Source organism: Bacillus safensis (genome assembly GCF_039619585.1).
GTDB lineage: Bacteria > Bacillota > Bacilli > Bacillales > Bacillaceae > Bacillus > Bacillus safensis.
Window position 1 is genome coordinate 1,541,819 of the sequence record NZ_CP154909.1, and the last position, 14,262, is coordinate 1,556,080.

Annotated in this window: 15 protein-coding genes; all 15 read left to right on the forward strand. The window is 42.0% G+C overall.

What is annotated here, in order from left to right:
* The first annotated feature begins 2 nt into the window (after positions 1 to 2).
* The 15 genes from AAYR28_RS07875 to AAYR28_RS07945 all read left to right on the forward strand — a co-directional run bounded on the left by AAYR28_RS07875 (position 3) and on the right by AAYR28_RS07945 (position 14,248).
* Complete coding sequence (locus AAYR28_RS07875; RefSeq protein ID WP_041117392.1) at positions 3 to 2,030, forward strand: chemotaxis protein CheA; 2,028 nt, start codon at positions 3 to 5, stop codon at positions 2,028 to 2,030.
* Positions 2,031 to 2,054: 24 nt separating this feature from the next.
* Positions 2,055 to 2,516: a chemotaxis protein CheW gene (locus AAYR28_RS07880; protein ID WP_024424157.1), complete on the forward strand. Its 462-nt coding sequence runs from the start codon at positions 2,055 to 2,057 to the stop codon at positions 2,514 to 2,516.
* 12 nt (positions 2,517 to 2,528) lie between these two features.
* Entirely contained in the window at positions 2,529 to 3,155 is a 627-nt protein-coding gene (locus tag AAYR28_RS07885; RefSeq protein ID WP_024424156.1) for a chemotaxis protein CheC, read from the forward strand.
* On the forward strand, positions 3,155 to 3,655 hold the full coding sequence (locus AAYR28_RS07890) for a chemotaxis protein CheD (protein WP_024426989.1): 501 nt from the start codon (positions 3,155 to 3,157) through the stop codon (positions 3,653 to 3,655). The genes AAYR28_RS07885 and AAYR28_RS07890 overlap by 1 nt, the downstream gene beginning before the upstream one ends.
* A 24-nt stretch (positions 3,656 to 3,679) precedes the next feature.
* The gene (locus AAYR28_RS07895; protein WP_024424154.1) at positions 3,680 to 4,447 is read left to right on the forward strand and encodes a FliA/WhiG family RNA polymerase sigma factor; all 768 of its coding nucleotides are present in this window, start codon (positions 3,680 to 3,682) and stop codon (positions 4,445 to 4,447) included.
* 21 nt (positions 4,448 to 4,468) lie between these two features.
* Positions 4,469 to 5,008 carry a hypothetical protein gene (locus tag AAYR28_RS07900; RefSeq protein WP_024426990.1) on the forward strand — a complete coding sequence of 180 codons (540 nt, stop codon included), beginning with the start codon at positions 4,469 to 4,471 and terminating at the stop codon, positions 5,006 to 5,008.
* Between the two features lie 155 nt (positions 5,009 to 5,163).
* Positions 5,164 to 5,898 (forward strand): 30S ribosomal protein S2, encoded by a 735-nt coding sequence (gene rpsB, locus AAYR28_RS07905; protein ID WP_024426991.1) that lies wholly within the window; start codon positions 5,164 to 5,166, stop codon positions 5,896 to 5,898.
* A gap of 91 nt (positions 5,899 to 5,989) precedes the next feature.
* The gene (gene tsf / locus AAYR28_RS07910) at positions 5,990 to 6,871 is read left to right on the forward strand and encodes a translation elongation factor Ts (RefSeq protein ID WP_034281801.1); all 882 of its coding nucleotides are present in this window, start codon (positions 5,990 to 5,992) and stop codon (positions 6,869 to 6,871) included.
* 134 nt (positions 6,872 to 7,005) lie between these two features.
* Positions 7,006 to 7,728: a UMP kinase gene (gene pyrH / locus AAYR28_RS07915; protein WP_008344767.1), complete on the forward strand. Its 723-nt coding sequence runs from the start codon at positions 7,006 to 7,008 to the stop codon at positions 7,726 to 7,728.
* A 1-nt stretch (position 7,729) separates the two neighbouring features.
* On the forward strand, positions 7,730 to 8,287 hold the full coding sequence (gene frr, locus AAYR28_RS07920) for a ribosome recycling factor (protein ID WP_024424150.1): 558 nt from the start codon (positions 7,730 to 7,732) through the stop codon (positions 8,285 to 8,287).
* Positions 8,288 to 8,417: 130 nt separating this feature from the next.
* On the forward strand, positions 8,418 to 9,200 hold the full coding sequence (locus AAYR28_RS07925; protein ID WP_034281803.1) for an isoprenyl transferase: 783 nt from the start codon (positions 8,418 to 8,420) through the stop codon (positions 9,198 to 9,200).
* Positions 9,201 to 9,212: 12 nt separating this feature from the next.
* On the forward strand, positions 9,213 to 10,007 hold the full coding sequence (locus AAYR28_RS07930) for a phosphatidate cytidylyltransferase (protein ID WP_024424148.1): 795 nt from the start codon (positions 9,213 to 9,215) through the stop codon (positions 10,005 to 10,007).
* A gap of 39 nt (positions 10,008 to 10,046) precedes the next feature.
* Entirely contained in the window at positions 10,047 to 11,198 is a 1,152-nt protein-coding gene (gene dxr / locus AAYR28_RS07935) for a 1-deoxy-D-xylulose-5-phosphate reductoisomerase (protein WP_120207043.1), read from the forward strand.
* A gap of 6 nt (positions 11,199 to 11,204) precedes the next feature.
* Positions 11,205 to 12,470 (forward strand): RIP metalloprotease RseP, encoded by a 1,266-nt coding sequence (gene rseP / locus AAYR28_RS07940; protein WP_101677204.1) that lies wholly within the window; start codon positions 11,205 to 11,207, stop codon positions 12,468 to 12,470.
* Between the two features lie 80 nt (positions 12,471 to 12,550).
* Positions 12,551 to 14,248 carry a proline--tRNA ligase gene (locus tag AAYR28_RS07945; RefSeq protein ID WP_061109848.1) on the forward strand — a complete coding sequence of 566 codons (1,698 nt, stop codon included), beginning with the start codon at positions 12,551 to 12,553 and terminating at the stop codon, positions 14,246 to 14,248.
* The last annotated feature ends 14 nt before the right edge of the window (positions 14,249 to 14,262 follow it).

The window sequence follows — 14,262 nt, forward strand, 5'->3', positions numbered from 1 at the left end:
CGTTGGATGTAAACCAATACTTAGATATCTTTTTAGATGAAAGCAGAGAACACTTACAAACTTGTAATGAAAAACTTCTTGATTTAGAAAAGAACCCAACCGACTTGCAGCTAGTGAATGATATATTCAGAGCGGCTCATACATTGAAAGGAATGAGTGCAACGATGGGCTTTGATGATATGGCTCATTTAACGCATCATTTAGAAAACATGTTTGATGCTATCCGTAATGAACAAATGATTGTCACTCCTGAGTCAATGGATACGATGTTCGAAGCACTCGATCATCTTGAAGCAATGGTTCAATCGATTGCAGAAGGAGGAGACGGGAAACGTGATGTCACAGAGATTAGTAAAAAGCTAGATGTGACAGGAAGCCATGCTGAAGCAGCTTCTAGCGTTGAAACAGCAGATGCATCAGCTGCTGCTAATGACTTAGATTATAACGAATTTGAACGTACGGTTCTTGATGAAGCGAGAGAGCAAGGCTTCAAATGCTATGAACTTAACGTGACATTAAGCGAAGCGTGCTTACTAAAAGCTGTTCGTGTCTATATGATTTTTGAAAGACTAAATGAAGCAGGCGAGGTTGTCAAAACCGTTCCAAATGCAGAACTGTTAGAATCAGAAGATTTTGAATCTGAATTCAGCATTTCTTATCTTTCTAAACAGCCGATGGACGAAGTGCAGAAAATCGTCACGGCGATCTCAGAGGTTGAGAAGGTTGAGATCTCTGAAGTCTCCGCATTTGAAGAAGCAGCTCCGGCTGAAAAGCAAGAGGTGCAGCCTGAACAGAAAAAAGAAGAAACATCCGTTCCTGCTGTAAAAGCGCCAGCAAATGATGCGCCAAAAGCAAATGGCAATAACGGTGCAGCTGCCGGCGGAACGAAAACAATTCGTGTCAACATCGACCGTCTTGATTCTCTTATGAATCTATTTGAAGAACTTGTGATTGATAGAGGCCGATTGGAACAGATTGCTAAAGAACTAGAAAATAACGAACTCACAGACACAGTCGAAAGAATGACTCGTATTTCTGGAGACCTGCAATCAATCATCCTGAACATGAGAATGGTACCTGTGGAAACTGTCTTTAACAGATTCCCGCGTATGATTCGTCAATTGACGAAAGAGCTTAATAAGAAAATTGAACTGATTATTGAGGGTGCTGAGACGGAGCTTGATCGAACAGTGATCGACGAGATTGGAGATCCGCTGTTGCACTTACTTAGAAACAGTCTAGATCACGGGATTGAATCACCAGAAGAACGTGTGAAAAAAGGCAAGCCGGAAAAAGGTACGGTTCTATTAAAAGCGTATCATAGCGGAAACCATGTCTTCATTGAAGTAGAAGATGATGGAGGCGGGATTAACCGTAAAAAGGTGCTTGAAAAAGCGTTAGAGCGCGGGGTTATTACAGAAAGAGAAGCAGAAACGCTTGAAGATCATCAAATTGATTCATTGATCTTTGCAGCAGGATTCTCTACAGCTGATACGATTTCTGACATCTCAGGCCGCGGTGTAGGTCTTGACGTTGTGAAAAACAAGCTGGAATCACTTGGCGGATCTGTGAGCATTAACTCAACAGAAGGACAGGGTTCACTATTTTCGATCCAGCTTCCGCTTACATTATCGATTATTTCCGTTCTTCTTGTAAAACTAGAAGAGGAAACATTTGCGATTCCGATTTCTTCTATTATTGAAACGGCGGTCATTAAGAAAAGTGACATCCTGCAAACGCATGATCGTGAAGTGATTGATTTCCGCGGATTTATCGTACCGGTCGTGTACTTGAAGAAACAATTCCACGTACCAAATGCGAATGAATTAGAGGAAGAACTGCACATCATTGTTGTTCGTAAAGGAGACAAGCTGACAGCATTTGTGGTCGATTCATTTATTGGTCAGCAAGAGGTTGTATTGAAATCACTAGGAGATTATCTGCCAAACGTATTTGCGATATCCGGCGCAACGATCCTAGGTGACGGTCAAGTTGCACTCATCGTTGACTGTAATGCACTGATCAAGTAAAAAACAATAGAGGAGCGGTCTGAAATGAGTACAGATATCAAAACTGGCGAAAAGATGATTGTGTTTATCGTAAACAAAAAAGAATACGCCATTTCAGTATCAGAAGTAAAGTCCATTGAAAAATGGCAGCAGCCGACAAGAGTTCCTGGCGTTGCCCCTTATATATGCGGTGTTATTAATTTACGCGGTGTCGTGACGCCTGTCATTGACCTGAGAGTCAGACTTGGTTCTACTGACAACGAGATTACAGATGAAACAAGAATGATCATTGTACAAGTTGGTGACATTGAAGTCGGCTGGATTGTTGACGAAGCAAATGATGTTATTACCGTCCATCAGGAAGAAGTAGAATCTTCTCCTGAATCAGCTGAAAAAGAAGGACAGTCATGGGTGACAGGTATTATTAAGCATGATCAGCGTCTTTTCAATATTATTCATGCCGGTGCTGTCCTCGACAAGAGCGTTCAAGGTGCACCTGTTCATTAAGGGGGATGTGAAATGAGCATTTTCAACGAAATTAAAGATGAACAGCTAGATATTTTAGGAGAGGTTGGGAATATCGGGGCAGGCCACGCAGCGTCTGCTCTTGCCAACCTATTGGATCGCAAAATAGATATGGCTGTTCCTTTTGTCAAGGTTCTCTCGTTTGAAGATTTAATGGATTTCTTTGGCGGTGCAGACCTTCCTGTTGCAAGCATTTTCCTGCGAATGGAAGGGGATTTAACCGGCTCAATCTTTTTCATTATGCCGTTTGAGCAAGCGGAGCAATTTGTAAGAGAGCTTGTCCAGGACCCTGCATTTGATATTGATACGATTCATGAACATGAGATGGGGACGTCAGCACTTCATGAACTGGGAAATATTTTAGCGGGCTCTTATTTATCAGCCCTTGCCGATTTAACAAAATTGCAGCTTTACCCAAGTGTTCCAGATGTGACGCTCGATATGTTCGGGGCTGTCATTAGTGAAGGGTTGATGCAATTCAGTCCTCTTGGCGATCAGGCGATTGTGATTGATACATCTATTTTTGATGATCAAAATAAGCAAGAGCTGAAAGGAAATATGTTTCTATTACCAGACTTTGAATCGTTTGAAAAACTATTCAAAGCATTAGGTAACCTATAATGAACGTGCAAATTCCGGCAGTTGTAAAGGTTGGTATTGCGGATGTTCAGCTTGTTAAATCACCGGACCGCATTCGGACATCCGGTCTTGGTTCCTGCGTAGGGCTTGTCTTGTTTGATCAAGACAAAAGGCTGGCAGGCCTTGTCCATGTTATGCTTCCAGACTCCTCTCTTTCAAAAGGGGCGGTGGAGAACTTGGCTAAATATGCAGATACAGGTGTCAAGCATACAATTGATCTGCTCCTAAAAGCAGGCGCACGCAAACATGCGCTAAAGGCAAAACTTGCTGGCGGGGCGGAAATGTTTAAGTTTAAGTCAACCAATGATCTAATGAGAATTGGACCTAGAAACGTTTCAGCTGTAAAAGAACATCTGTCTCTTCATCATATCCCGATTATTAGTGAGGATACAGGCGGAAACAGTGGCCGTACGATTGAATTCGATCCGCTTACGGCAGAGCTTGAGATCCGTACTGTGAAGCAAGGCATTATGAAGATATAACTAAGGAAGTATAGGGGGATAAAGATGCAATCCTTAAATTACGAAGATCAGGCGCTATGGGCTAGATGGAAAGAGTGGAAAGACCCAGCTGCTGGAGATGATCTTATGCGCCGCTATATGCCGCTCGTCACATATCATGTTGGAAGAATTTCCATCGGTCTCCCGAAGTCAGTGCATAAAGAAGACTTGATCAGTCTAGGGATGCTCGGTTTATATGATGCCCTTGAAAAATTTGATCCCGGAAGAGATCTGAAGTTTGATACATATGCATCCTTCAGAATCCGCGGGGCCATTATCGACGGTCTTCGTAAAGAGGACTGGCTGCCTCGTACATCAAGAGAAAAAACAAAAAAAGTAGAAGCGGCTATTGAAAAGCTTGAACAGCGGTATTTGCGTAATGTGACGCCGACAGAGGTGGCTGAGGAACTCGGCATGAGTGAACAGGATGTCGTCACAACGATGAATGAAGGATTCTTTGCAAATCTGCTCTCAATTGATGAGAAGCTGCATGATCAAGAAGACGGAGAGAACGTCCAAGTCATGATTCGCGACGAGAAGTCTGTGACTCCAGAAGAGAAAATGCTGAAAGATGAATTAATTGAACAGCTTTCTGAAAAAATCACAGAGCTTTCAGAAAAAGAAAAGCTTGTGATCAGTCTTTTCTATAAAGAAGAACTGACATTAACGGAAATCGGTCAAGTGCTCAATTTATCTACCTCGCGCATTTCGCAAATTCATTCAAAGGCCTTGTTCAAGCTTAAGCATCTGCTTGATAAAGCCATTCAATCTTAAAGAGTTAGTGAGTGAAAAAATATGTTATGGCTGATTAGCTTCATGCTTCATGCTGCACTTATTTATTTTGTGATTATTTTATATACGAGAATGAATTCGCTGAAGGCAACAGAACAAAAGCAGCGAGAACTTCTAGAAGAAACGGAAAATACCCTGGCTGCATTTTTGATGGAGGTCAAAGAAGAGAATGACAAACTATCAAAAGTGGCAGCCGCTTCCCCTGATTTTTCTGCTGAAGAGCTGAAATCGGATCTTCAGACACCAAAGCAGCCACAACCACCAATTGAATCCCAGCAATCGGTCGAAAGTGAAGATCCCGTACCGGAGCACCTGTCGGCTCTCCTTAGCGAAGTTGAGGTGCAGGAAGAGAAGGTAAACGAACCCGTTCCACAACTCGAAACAGAGGCTTCTATGCCTTCTAAAAGTGAAATAGAAGAAACATTCGAGGACCAAGTGAAGACCCTATATGATGAAGGGCGGTCACTAGAAGAAATAGCGAAAGAAATGAAAACTGGCAAGACAGAAATCGAGCTTTTATTAAAATTTAGCGGAAAGCTGTAAAGGATTCTTGATTGTCAGTCCATCATGTGTTATATTATTTCTTGGTGTTAAATACACACGCTTAATGATTCGTATGAAGGTGCTGCCGTGGCGCAGTTTTATGTGAACATGACTTAAGCGGAGGAAAAAAAACCATTATATTAGGAGGCAACAAAATGTCAGTTATTTCTATGAAACAATTGCTAGAAGCTGGTGTTCACTTCGGTCACCAAACTCGCCGTTGGAACCCAAAAATGAAGCGTTACATCTTTACAGAGCGTAACGGTATCTACATCATCGACCTTCAAAAAACGGTGAAAAAAGTAGAAGAAGCTTACAACTTCACGAAAAACCTTGCTGCTGACGGAGGAAAAATCCTTTTCGTTGGTACGAAAAAGCAAGCACAAGATTCAGTGAAAGAAGAAGCAATCCGTTCTGGTATGTTCTATGTGAACCAACGCTGGCTTGGTGGAACTTTAACAAACTTTGAAACAATCCAAAAACGTATTAAACGTTTAAAAGATATTGAAAAAATGCAAGAAAACGGTACGTTCGAAGTTCTTCCTAAGAAAGAAGTCGTTCAACTGAAAAAAGAATTAGAGCGTCTTGAAAAATTCCTAGGCGGAATCAAAGACATGAAGAGTCTTCCGGATGCACTTTTCATTATCGACCCTCGTAAAGAGCGTATTGCAGTTGCAGAAGCTCGTAAATTGAATATCCCAATCATCGGTATCGTTGACACAAACTGTGATCCAGACGAAATTGATGTTGTGATCCCTGCAAACGATGATGCAATCCGTGCTGTAAAACTTCTAACTGCTAAAATGGCAGATGCGATTCTTGAGTCTAAACAAGGCGAAGAAGAAGCTGTTGTAGAAGAAACGACAGAAACTGAAACAACAACTGCGTAACCTATTCAAAAGGTGATAAGAGGGAAATGCCTTTTATCACCTTTTTTTCACCTAGTAATCCGTGTTTTAACATAGAAGGAGGAAATGTAAAATGGCAATTACTGCTCAATTAGTTAAAGAACTGCGTCAAAAAACTGGTGCAGGTATGATGGACTGTAAAAAAGCGTTAACAGAAACTGATGGTGACATCGAGAAAGCAATCGACCTTCTAAGAGAAAAAGGAATCGCAAAAGCTGCGAAAAAAGCAGACCGTATTGCGGCAGAAGGATTAACTCTTATCAAAACTGACGGCAACACAGGCGTGATCCTAGAAGTGAACTCTGAGACTGATTTCGTTGCGAAAAACGAAGGATTCCAAGCACTTCTTAACGAACTTGCTGATCATTTGCTTGCTGCTAAACCTGCAACAATTGAAGAAGCTCATGCTTCTAAAATGGAAAACGGTTCTACAGTTGAAGAGCATATCACATCTGCAATTGCTAAAATCGGAGAGAAAATCACTCTACGCCGTTTCTCTGTCATCACGAAAGAAGATAATGCTGCATTCGGTTCTTACCTGCACATGGGCGGACGTATCGGTGTGTTAGCTGTTCTTAATGGAACAACTGACGAAGAGCTTGCAAGAGACATCGCAATGCACGTTGCAGCTGTAAACCCTAAATACATTTCTCGTGACCAAGTGTCAGAAGAAGAAGCAAACCGTGAGCGTGAAGTATTAACACAGCAAGCACTTCAAGAAGGAAAGCCTGAAAACATCGTAGCTAAAATGGTAGAAGGCCGTCTAAACAAATTCTTCGAAGAAATTTGCTTACTTGACCAAGCGTTCGTTAAAAACCCAGATGAAAAAGTGAAACAAGTTGTAGCAGCGAAAAACGCAACTGTTCAAACTTATGTTCGCTATGAAGTGGGCGAAGGTATCGAAAAACGTCAAGACAACTTTGCTGAAGAAGTTATGAGCCAAGTGAAAAAATAATGTTTGAAAAGCTCTCTGGGGCTTTTTTAGGGAGCACAAGCACTGTGTTCCCTATTTTTTAGAGGATATTGATTTACAAAAGACAGTTTCTTACGCATAATAAGAGACGGTATAGTTTACACTTGGAGGTTATCATGAGCAAACCGAAATATAATCGCATTGTACTGAAGCTAAGTGGCGAAGCACTAGCGGGTGATGCTGGAAATGGAATTAACCCAACTGTCATTCAATCAATTGCAAAGCAAGTAAAAGAAATTGCAGAGCTCGATGTTGAAGTTGCAGTCGTTGTAGGCGGAGGAAACCTTTGGCGCGGAAAGACAGGCAGTGATCTAGGAATGGACCGTGCAACAGCAGACTACATGGGGATGCTGGCAACAGTGATGAACTCACTGGCGTTACAGGACAGCCTAGAAACGCTTGGCATTCAGTCTAGAGTGCAAACCTCTATCGAAATGAGACAGGTTGCAGAACCATACATAAGAAGAAAAGCGATCCGTCATCTTGAAAAGAAACGTGTCGTCATTTTTGCTGCAGGAACAGGAAACCCTTATTTCTCTACAGATACTACGGCAGCACTTCGTGCAGCAGAAATTGAAGCAGATGTCATTTTAATGGCGAAAAATAATGTAGATGGTGTCTACAGTGCTGATCCTCGTACAGATGCGGATGCAGTAAAATATGATAAGCTTTCATATCTTGATGTACTTAAAGAAGGGCTTGCTGTAATGGATTCTACTGCGTCCTCATTATGTATGGACAATGACATTCCATTAATCGTCTTCTCCATTATGGAAGAAGGAAATATTAAACGTGCCGTAAACGGCGAATCAATCGGAACGATCGTGAGGGGGAAATAACGTGTCAAAAGAAGTGTTGAACCAAACGAAAGAAAAAATGGAAAAAGCCGTACAAGCCTACGGACGTGAGCTTGCAACTGTTCGTGCTGGCCGTGCAAATGCTTCACTGCTTGATAAAGTGACAGTGGATTATTACGGTGCACAAACACCGCTTAACCAAATTGCGTCGATCACAGTGCCAGAAGCACGTATGCTGATTATCACACCTTACGATAAAACAGCAATCGGTGATATCGAAAAAGCGATCCAAAAGTCTGACCTTGGCATCACGCCAACAAGTGACGGAAATGTGATCCGCATTGCGATTCCTGCGCTGACAGAAGAAAGACGTAAAGAGCTTGTGAAAGTCGTGAAAAAATACTCAGAAGAAGCAAAAGTAGCTGTTCGTAACGTGCGTCGTGATGCAAACGATGATTTGAAAAAGCTTGAGAAAAATGGGGAGATCACTGAAGATGAATTAAGATCATCGACAGAGGATGTTCAAAAATTGACAGATGAATATGTCGCTAAAATTGATGACGTGACGAAAGATAAAGAAAAAGAAATCATGGAAGTTTAAGAAAAAACTATGTACAATAGATAATAGTGAAAAGACCCTCTTCATGTTTACAGGGGGTTTTTTTGTTAATACTGTTGATGACTATATTATTTAGCGGGAACGCAACCTTTTTGGGTGATGGAGGAATCTCATGCTCAATATACTCAAAAATTGGAAGAATCAGCAAACAGCAGCTTCCAACTTAGAAAGCCTGACAAAAGAAGACATATTAAATGGAGAAATTCCTGAACATATCGCCATTATCATGGATGGGAACGGAAGATGGGCGAAAAAACGTGCTCTTCCACGGGTAGCAGGTCATCATGAAGGAATGAAAGTCGTCAAGCGCATGACAAAGCTTGCAAATGAGCTGAATGTCAAAGTGCTGACTTTGTATGCTTTCTCTACGGAAAATTGGAAACGTCCAAAATTAGAAGTAGACTTTTTAATGAAACTTCCTGAAGAATTTTTAAACATCTACCTGCCTGAACTCATCGAAGAAAATGTCCGTGTGCGTTTAACAGGTGATCCAGACGGCCTCCCGCAGCATACGAAAAAAGCGGTAGAGAACGCAGTAAAGAGTACGGCGAACAACGACGGACTCATTTTGAACTTTGCGCTCAACTATGGTGGGCGCACAGAAATCGTCTCCGCATGCAGACAAATTTCTGAAAAGGTCAAAGAAGGTAAGCTTCGAGCAGAAGACATCACAGAAGAGATGTTTTCAGCTTATTTAATGACAGAATCTCTTCAAGATCCGGATTTGCTCATTCGCACGAGTGGAGAAATTAGATTAAGCAACTTTATGCTTTGGCAAATTGCGTACAGCGAGTTTGTCTTTACGGATGTGCTTTGGCCTGACTTTTCTGATGAGCACCTTATAGGCGCTATCGGGGAGTACCAGCGCCGCGGCCGGAGGTTCGGTGGAATTTAGAGGGTGGTGCAGATGAAACAAAGAATTTTGACGGGTGTTTTGGCAGCTGCAGTCTTTTTGCTTGCAGTTATATATGGACAGATGCCATTTACCCTGCTGATTTATTTAATGGGAAGTGTCGCTCTCTTTGAGCTTTTAAGAATGAAAAAGATCTCGATTTTCAGCTTTCCTGGTATTGTCAGCTTAATATTGCTTTGGCTTTTAATGGGCGGAGACAACAGCTTCTTCCCAAACGTGGACGCATCAAAAATGCAGATTGCTTTATTTGCAGTCTTAATACTTTTAACTTATACAGTTTTGAGCAAAAACTCTTTCACATTCGATGAGGTTGCTTTTGTTGTATTAGCCACATTATATATTGGCGTTAGTTTCTATTATTTTATCCAAATTAGAGGCTTATATGGCATGAGTGCGATCTTCTTCGCAGCAGTGATTATTTGGTCTACTGACTCAGGAGCCTATTTTATTGGGAAATCTATGGGGAAACGAAAGCTTTGGCCAGAAATCAGCCCAAACAAAACAGTAGAAGGATTTATCGGCGGAATCGTCACAGCGGTCGTGTTGTCACTTGTGTTTCAGGCGGTTACAGGATTTTTGCCATCATATCTGCTTGTGATGTTTATTACTCTTTTACTCAGTATCTTTGGACAGCTAGGCGACCTTGTGGAATCTGCTTTAAAGCGTCATTATCACGTGAAGGATTCAGGGACAATTCTCCCTGGCCATGGCGGGATTTTGGACAGGTTTGACAGCTTTTTATTCGTTCTGCCGTTTTTATACTTACTGCTCGCAACGTTTGCCAGCTAACCTCATAGAAACTTATTGAACGAGAGAAGGAGTGGCAATTTGAAATATATTTCGCTATTAGGCGCAACAGGATCAATTGGAGAACAAACGTTAGATGTGATCAGTCAGCACCCGGACAAGTTTAAGCTGAAAGCCATGACATTTGGCAGAAATATAGCAAAGGCGATTCCGATCATTGAGCGCTTTCAGCCTGAATTCGTCGGCTGTGTAGACGAAGAAACCTATCACACGCTAAAAAATCATTCATTTGCATACGATGTGAAGCTGGCTGCTGATGATGAAGCCAACATCGAGGCAGCGACCTATGATGCAGTGGACGTAGTGGTCAATGCACTTGTAGGGAGTGTTGGACTTGTTCCAACATTAAAGGCCATTGAACAAAAAAAGACGATTGCTCTCGCAAATAAGGAAACACTTGTGACAGCTGGTCATATAGTAAAAGAGTACGCTAAAACATATGATGTACCTTTACTTCCTGTCGATAGTGAGCATTCCGCTATTTTTCAATGCCTGCAAGGTGAACAAGCTAAAAATATTGAACGCTTAATCGTGACAGCTTCAGGTGGTAGTTTCCGAGATAAAAAACGAACTGAACTTGAAGGTGTTACGGTTGAAGAAGCGCTGAACCACCCGAACTGGTCGATGGGAGCGAAAATCACCATTGATTCAGCGACGATGATGAATAAAGGGCTCGAGGTGATCGAGGCACATTGGTTGTTTGATATCCCTTATGAACAAATTGATGTGCTGCTACATAAAGAGAGCATTATCCATTCGATGGTGGAATTTCACGACAAAAGCGTCATGGCTCAGTTAGGGACACCTGACATGAGAGTGCCTATTCAATATGCACTCACATACCCTGACCGGGCGCCGTTACAAGAAGCGAAATCATTGAACCTTTGGGAGATTGGACAATTGAATTTCCAGAAAGCGGATTTTGACAGGTATCGCTGCTTACATTTTGCTTATGAATCAGGTAAAATAGGAGGGACAATGCCTGCTGTACTTAATGCAGCAAATGAAATGGCAGTCGATGCATTTCTGAAAGGCAAAGTAACGTTCCTGCAAATTGAAGAATTGATTGAAAAGGCACTAATCAGACATCATGTGATTTCAACGCCTAGTTTGCAAGATATCCATGAAGTGGACAAAGATACACGAGACTTTGTTCAATCAATCCTCACATAAGGTGGTATGTTCGTGAATACAGTGATTGCGTTTATTATTATTTTTGGAACGCTCGTTTTTTTCCACGAGCTTGGCCATTTAATTATGGCGCAGCGCGCGGGGATTTTATGCCGCGAGTTCGCAATTGGTTTTGGGCCGAAGATTTTCTCCTTTAAACGAAAAGAAACCGTTTATACCATTAGACTTCTCCCTATTGGCGGATTTGTTAAAATGGCTGGAGAGGACCCTGAAGTTATCGAAATTAAACCAGGTCATACAGTGGGGCTCTTATTCAATGAGCAAAATGAAGTAGAAAAGATCATTTTAAATGATAAAGAAAAATATCCTGATGCACTTGTCATCGAAGTTGAGCAGATTGATTTAGATCATGCTATGAGAATCTCGGGATATGAAGCTGGAAATGAAGATATTCTGACTGGCTACAATGTCAGTCAAACAAGCTTCTATATTGCAGATGGTGAAGAAATTCAAATCGCACCATACAATCGTCAATTCGGTTCAAAAACGGTTTGGCAGCGAATTAAAGCTATCGCAGCTGGACCGATTATGAACTTTATTCTAGCGTATGTGATTTTGGTTGCTTTAGGTTTTATTCAAGGGGTAACCGTTGATGATCCTGTACTCGGTAAGCTGACGAAAGACGGCCGGGCGGCTGAGGCTGGACTCATGCAGGGAGATCACATCGTGTCCATTAACGGCGAGAAAATGAATTCTTGGACAGACGTCGTTCAAACAGTTCAAAAGAACCCTGAGAAAAAAATGAATGTCGTCATTGACCGAGACGGCAAGGAAAGCACTGTGCAGGTTGTACCAGAAGCTGTGAAAGCAGATGGGAAAAGCATTGGCCGTTTCGGATCATATCCGCCAACGGAAAATGGATTTTTGAAAGTTATTTCATCCTCTGGAACAACTGTCGTTTCAACGGCAGGTCTGATCTTAACGAACTTGCAAAAAATTGTCACAGGACAATTTTCACTAGACATGTTAGCAGGTCCTGTTGGAATTTATGACATGACAGGAGAAGTAGCCAAACAAGGTGTGTTAACATTAATGCAGTTTGCGGCGTTCCTCAGTATCAACCTAGGCATCGTGAATTTGTTACCGATTCCTGCATTAGACGGAGGACGTTTACTATTCTTATTTGTTGAAGCCATTCGCGGTAAACCAATTAATCGTGAGAAGGAAGCACTTGTTGTCTTTATCGGTGTTGCTTTCCTCATGCTGTTAATGTTAGTGGTAACGTGGAATGACATTCAGCGGTTATTTTTATAAAAACCATTCTCTCTTGTTTCTCATTCCGGGAAACAAGAGTTTTTGTGAGAAGTCCTATTTCATAAATGAGGTGTAACGACATGAGACAATCCCTGACTTTTATTCCAACTCTTCGAGAGGTGCCGGCAGATGCTGAGGCAAAAAGTCATCAACTCTTAGTAAGAGCTGGGTTTATTAGACAAAATACAAGTGGAATCTATCATTATCTGCCGCTTGCGCATAAAGTCATTCAGCATATTCAATCGATCGTCCGCAAGGAAATGGAAAAGGCAGGCGCGGCTGAGCTGCTAATGCCAGTGCTGCAGCAGGCAGAAATGTGGCAAGAGTCAGGAAGATGGTATACATACGGTCCAGAACTGATGCGTATGAAGGATCGCCACGGACGCGAATTTGCGCTTGGCCCAACCCACGAAGAAGTGATCACATCATTAGTACGCAGCGAAGTGAAATCGTATAAGAAGCTACCTTTAACACTATATCAAATTCAATCAAAATTCCGTGATGAACAGAGACCACGCTTTGGACTGCTGCGCGGACGTGAATTTATCATGAAGGATGCATACTCATTCCATTCTTCACCAGAAAGCCTTGATGAGACATACAACAAAATGTTTACGGCTTACTCTAATGTGTTCTCAAAAGTGGGTCTCAATTTTAGACCAGTCATTGCAGATTCAGGGGCAATGGGTGGAAAAGATACGCATGAGTTCATGGCGCTCTCAGAAGTCGGAGAGGATACCATCGCTTATTCTGATACGTCCTCATATGCCGCTAATATCGAAATGGCTGAGGCTGTATATCACGGAAAAGAAGCAAATCCTGCGGACTTCAAAGAGCTTGAAAAAGTCCATACGCCGCAAATGAAAACCATTCAAGATGTGGCTGGCTTTTTAGAAGTTGAACCTTCTGCTTGCATTAAATCTGTTTTGTTTAAAGCAGATGATGCGTATGTTCTGATCCTAACTAGAGGCGATCATGAAGTAAATGATGTGAAAGTGAAAAACTTGGTAGGAGCACAGCTTGTCGAGCTTGCTTCACGCGAAGAAGTGCTGAAAGTTATTGGAACTGAGCCTGGATTTGTTGGACCTGTTAAACTGGAAGCAGAAGTCGATATTTATGCTGACCTTGCTGTGAAGGGAATGACAAATGCTGTCGCTGGTGCAAACGAAGCGGATTATCATTATGTCAATGTCAATCCTGCACGTGACGTGTCAGTAAAAGAATTCACAGATCTTCGCTTGATTCAAGAAGGAGATGTTTCTCCAGATGGGGAAGGCACAATCCAATTTGCAAAAGGGATTGAAGTAGGACAAGTCTTTAAACTGGGCACTCGTTATTCTGAGTCGATGGATGCAACGTACCTCGATGAGAATGGTCGTGCGCAGCCAATGATTATGGGCTGCTATGGCATCGGCATCTCTAGAACGCTGTCAGCGATTGTTGAACAGCATCACGATGAGAAAGGAATCATTTGGCCGGAAACAGTGGCACCATATGACCTTCACCTCCTTGCATTAAATATGAAAAACGATGCGCAGAAAGAACTGGCTGAAACGTTGTACGAGCGCTTAGAAGATGAAGGCTTTGACGTACTTTTCGATGACCGCCAGGAGCGTGCAGGAGTAAAATTTGCAGACAGTGATTTAATTGGACTGCCAATTCGTATTAGCTGCGGAAAACGTTCAGAAGAAGGTATAGTAGAAGTGAAGTTTAGAAAATCAGGTGAATCACATGAAGTATCTGTTGATGATCTGATTTCATTTATACGCCAAGCATAAAGCGAACAAAAAAA

Excerpts from the sequence above, each read along its gene's own strand:
- AAYR28_RS07880 (WP_024424157.1), top strand. The coding sequence starts at position 2,055 with ATGAGTACAGATATCAAAACTGGCGAAAAGATGATTGTGTTTATCGTA.
- AAYR28_RS07885 (WP_024424156.1), top strand. The coding sequence starts at position 2,529 with ATGAGCATTTTCAACGAAATTAAAGATGAACAGCTAGATATTTTAGGA.
- AAYR28_RS07890 (WP_024426989.1), top strand. The coding sequence starts at position 3,155 with ATGAACGTGCAAATTCCGGCAGTTGTAAAGGTTGGTATTGCGGATGTT.
- AAYR28_RS07895 (WP_024424154.1), top strand. The coding sequence starts at position 3,680 with ATGCAATCCTTAAATTACGAAGATCAGGCGCTATGGGCTAGATGGAAA.
- AAYR28_RS07900 (WP_024426990.1), top strand. The coding sequence starts at position 4,469 with ATGTTATGGCTGATTAGCTTCATGCTTCATGCTGCACTTATTTATTTT.
- rpsB (WP_024426991.1), top strand. The coding sequence starts at position 5,164 with ATGTCAGTTATTTCTATGAAACAATTGCTAGAAGCTGGTGTTCACTTC.
- tsf (WP_034281801.1), top strand. The coding sequence starts at position 5,990 with ATGGCAATTACTGCTCAATTAGTTAAAGAACTGCGTCAAAAAACTGGT.
- pyrH (WP_008344767.1), top strand. The coding sequence starts at position 7,006 with ATGAGCAAACCGAAATATAATCGCATTGTACTGAAGCTAAGTGGCGAA.
- AAYR28_RS07925 (WP_034281803.1), top strand. The coding sequence starts at position 8,418 with ATGCTCAATATACTCAAAAATTGGAAGAATCAGCAAACAGCAGCTTCC.
- AAYR28_RS07930 (WP_024424148.1), top strand. The coding sequence starts at position 9,213 with ATGAAACAAAGAATTTTGACGGGTGTTTTGGCAGCTGCAGTCTTTTTG.
- rseP (WP_101677204.1), top strand. The coding sequence starts at position 11,205 with ATGTTCGTGAATACAGTGATTGCGTTTATTATTATTTTTGGAACGCTC.
- AAYR28_RS07945 (WP_061109848.1), top strand. The coding sequence starts at position 12,551 with ATGAGACAATCCCTGACTTTTATTCCAACTCTTCGAGAGGTGCCGGCA.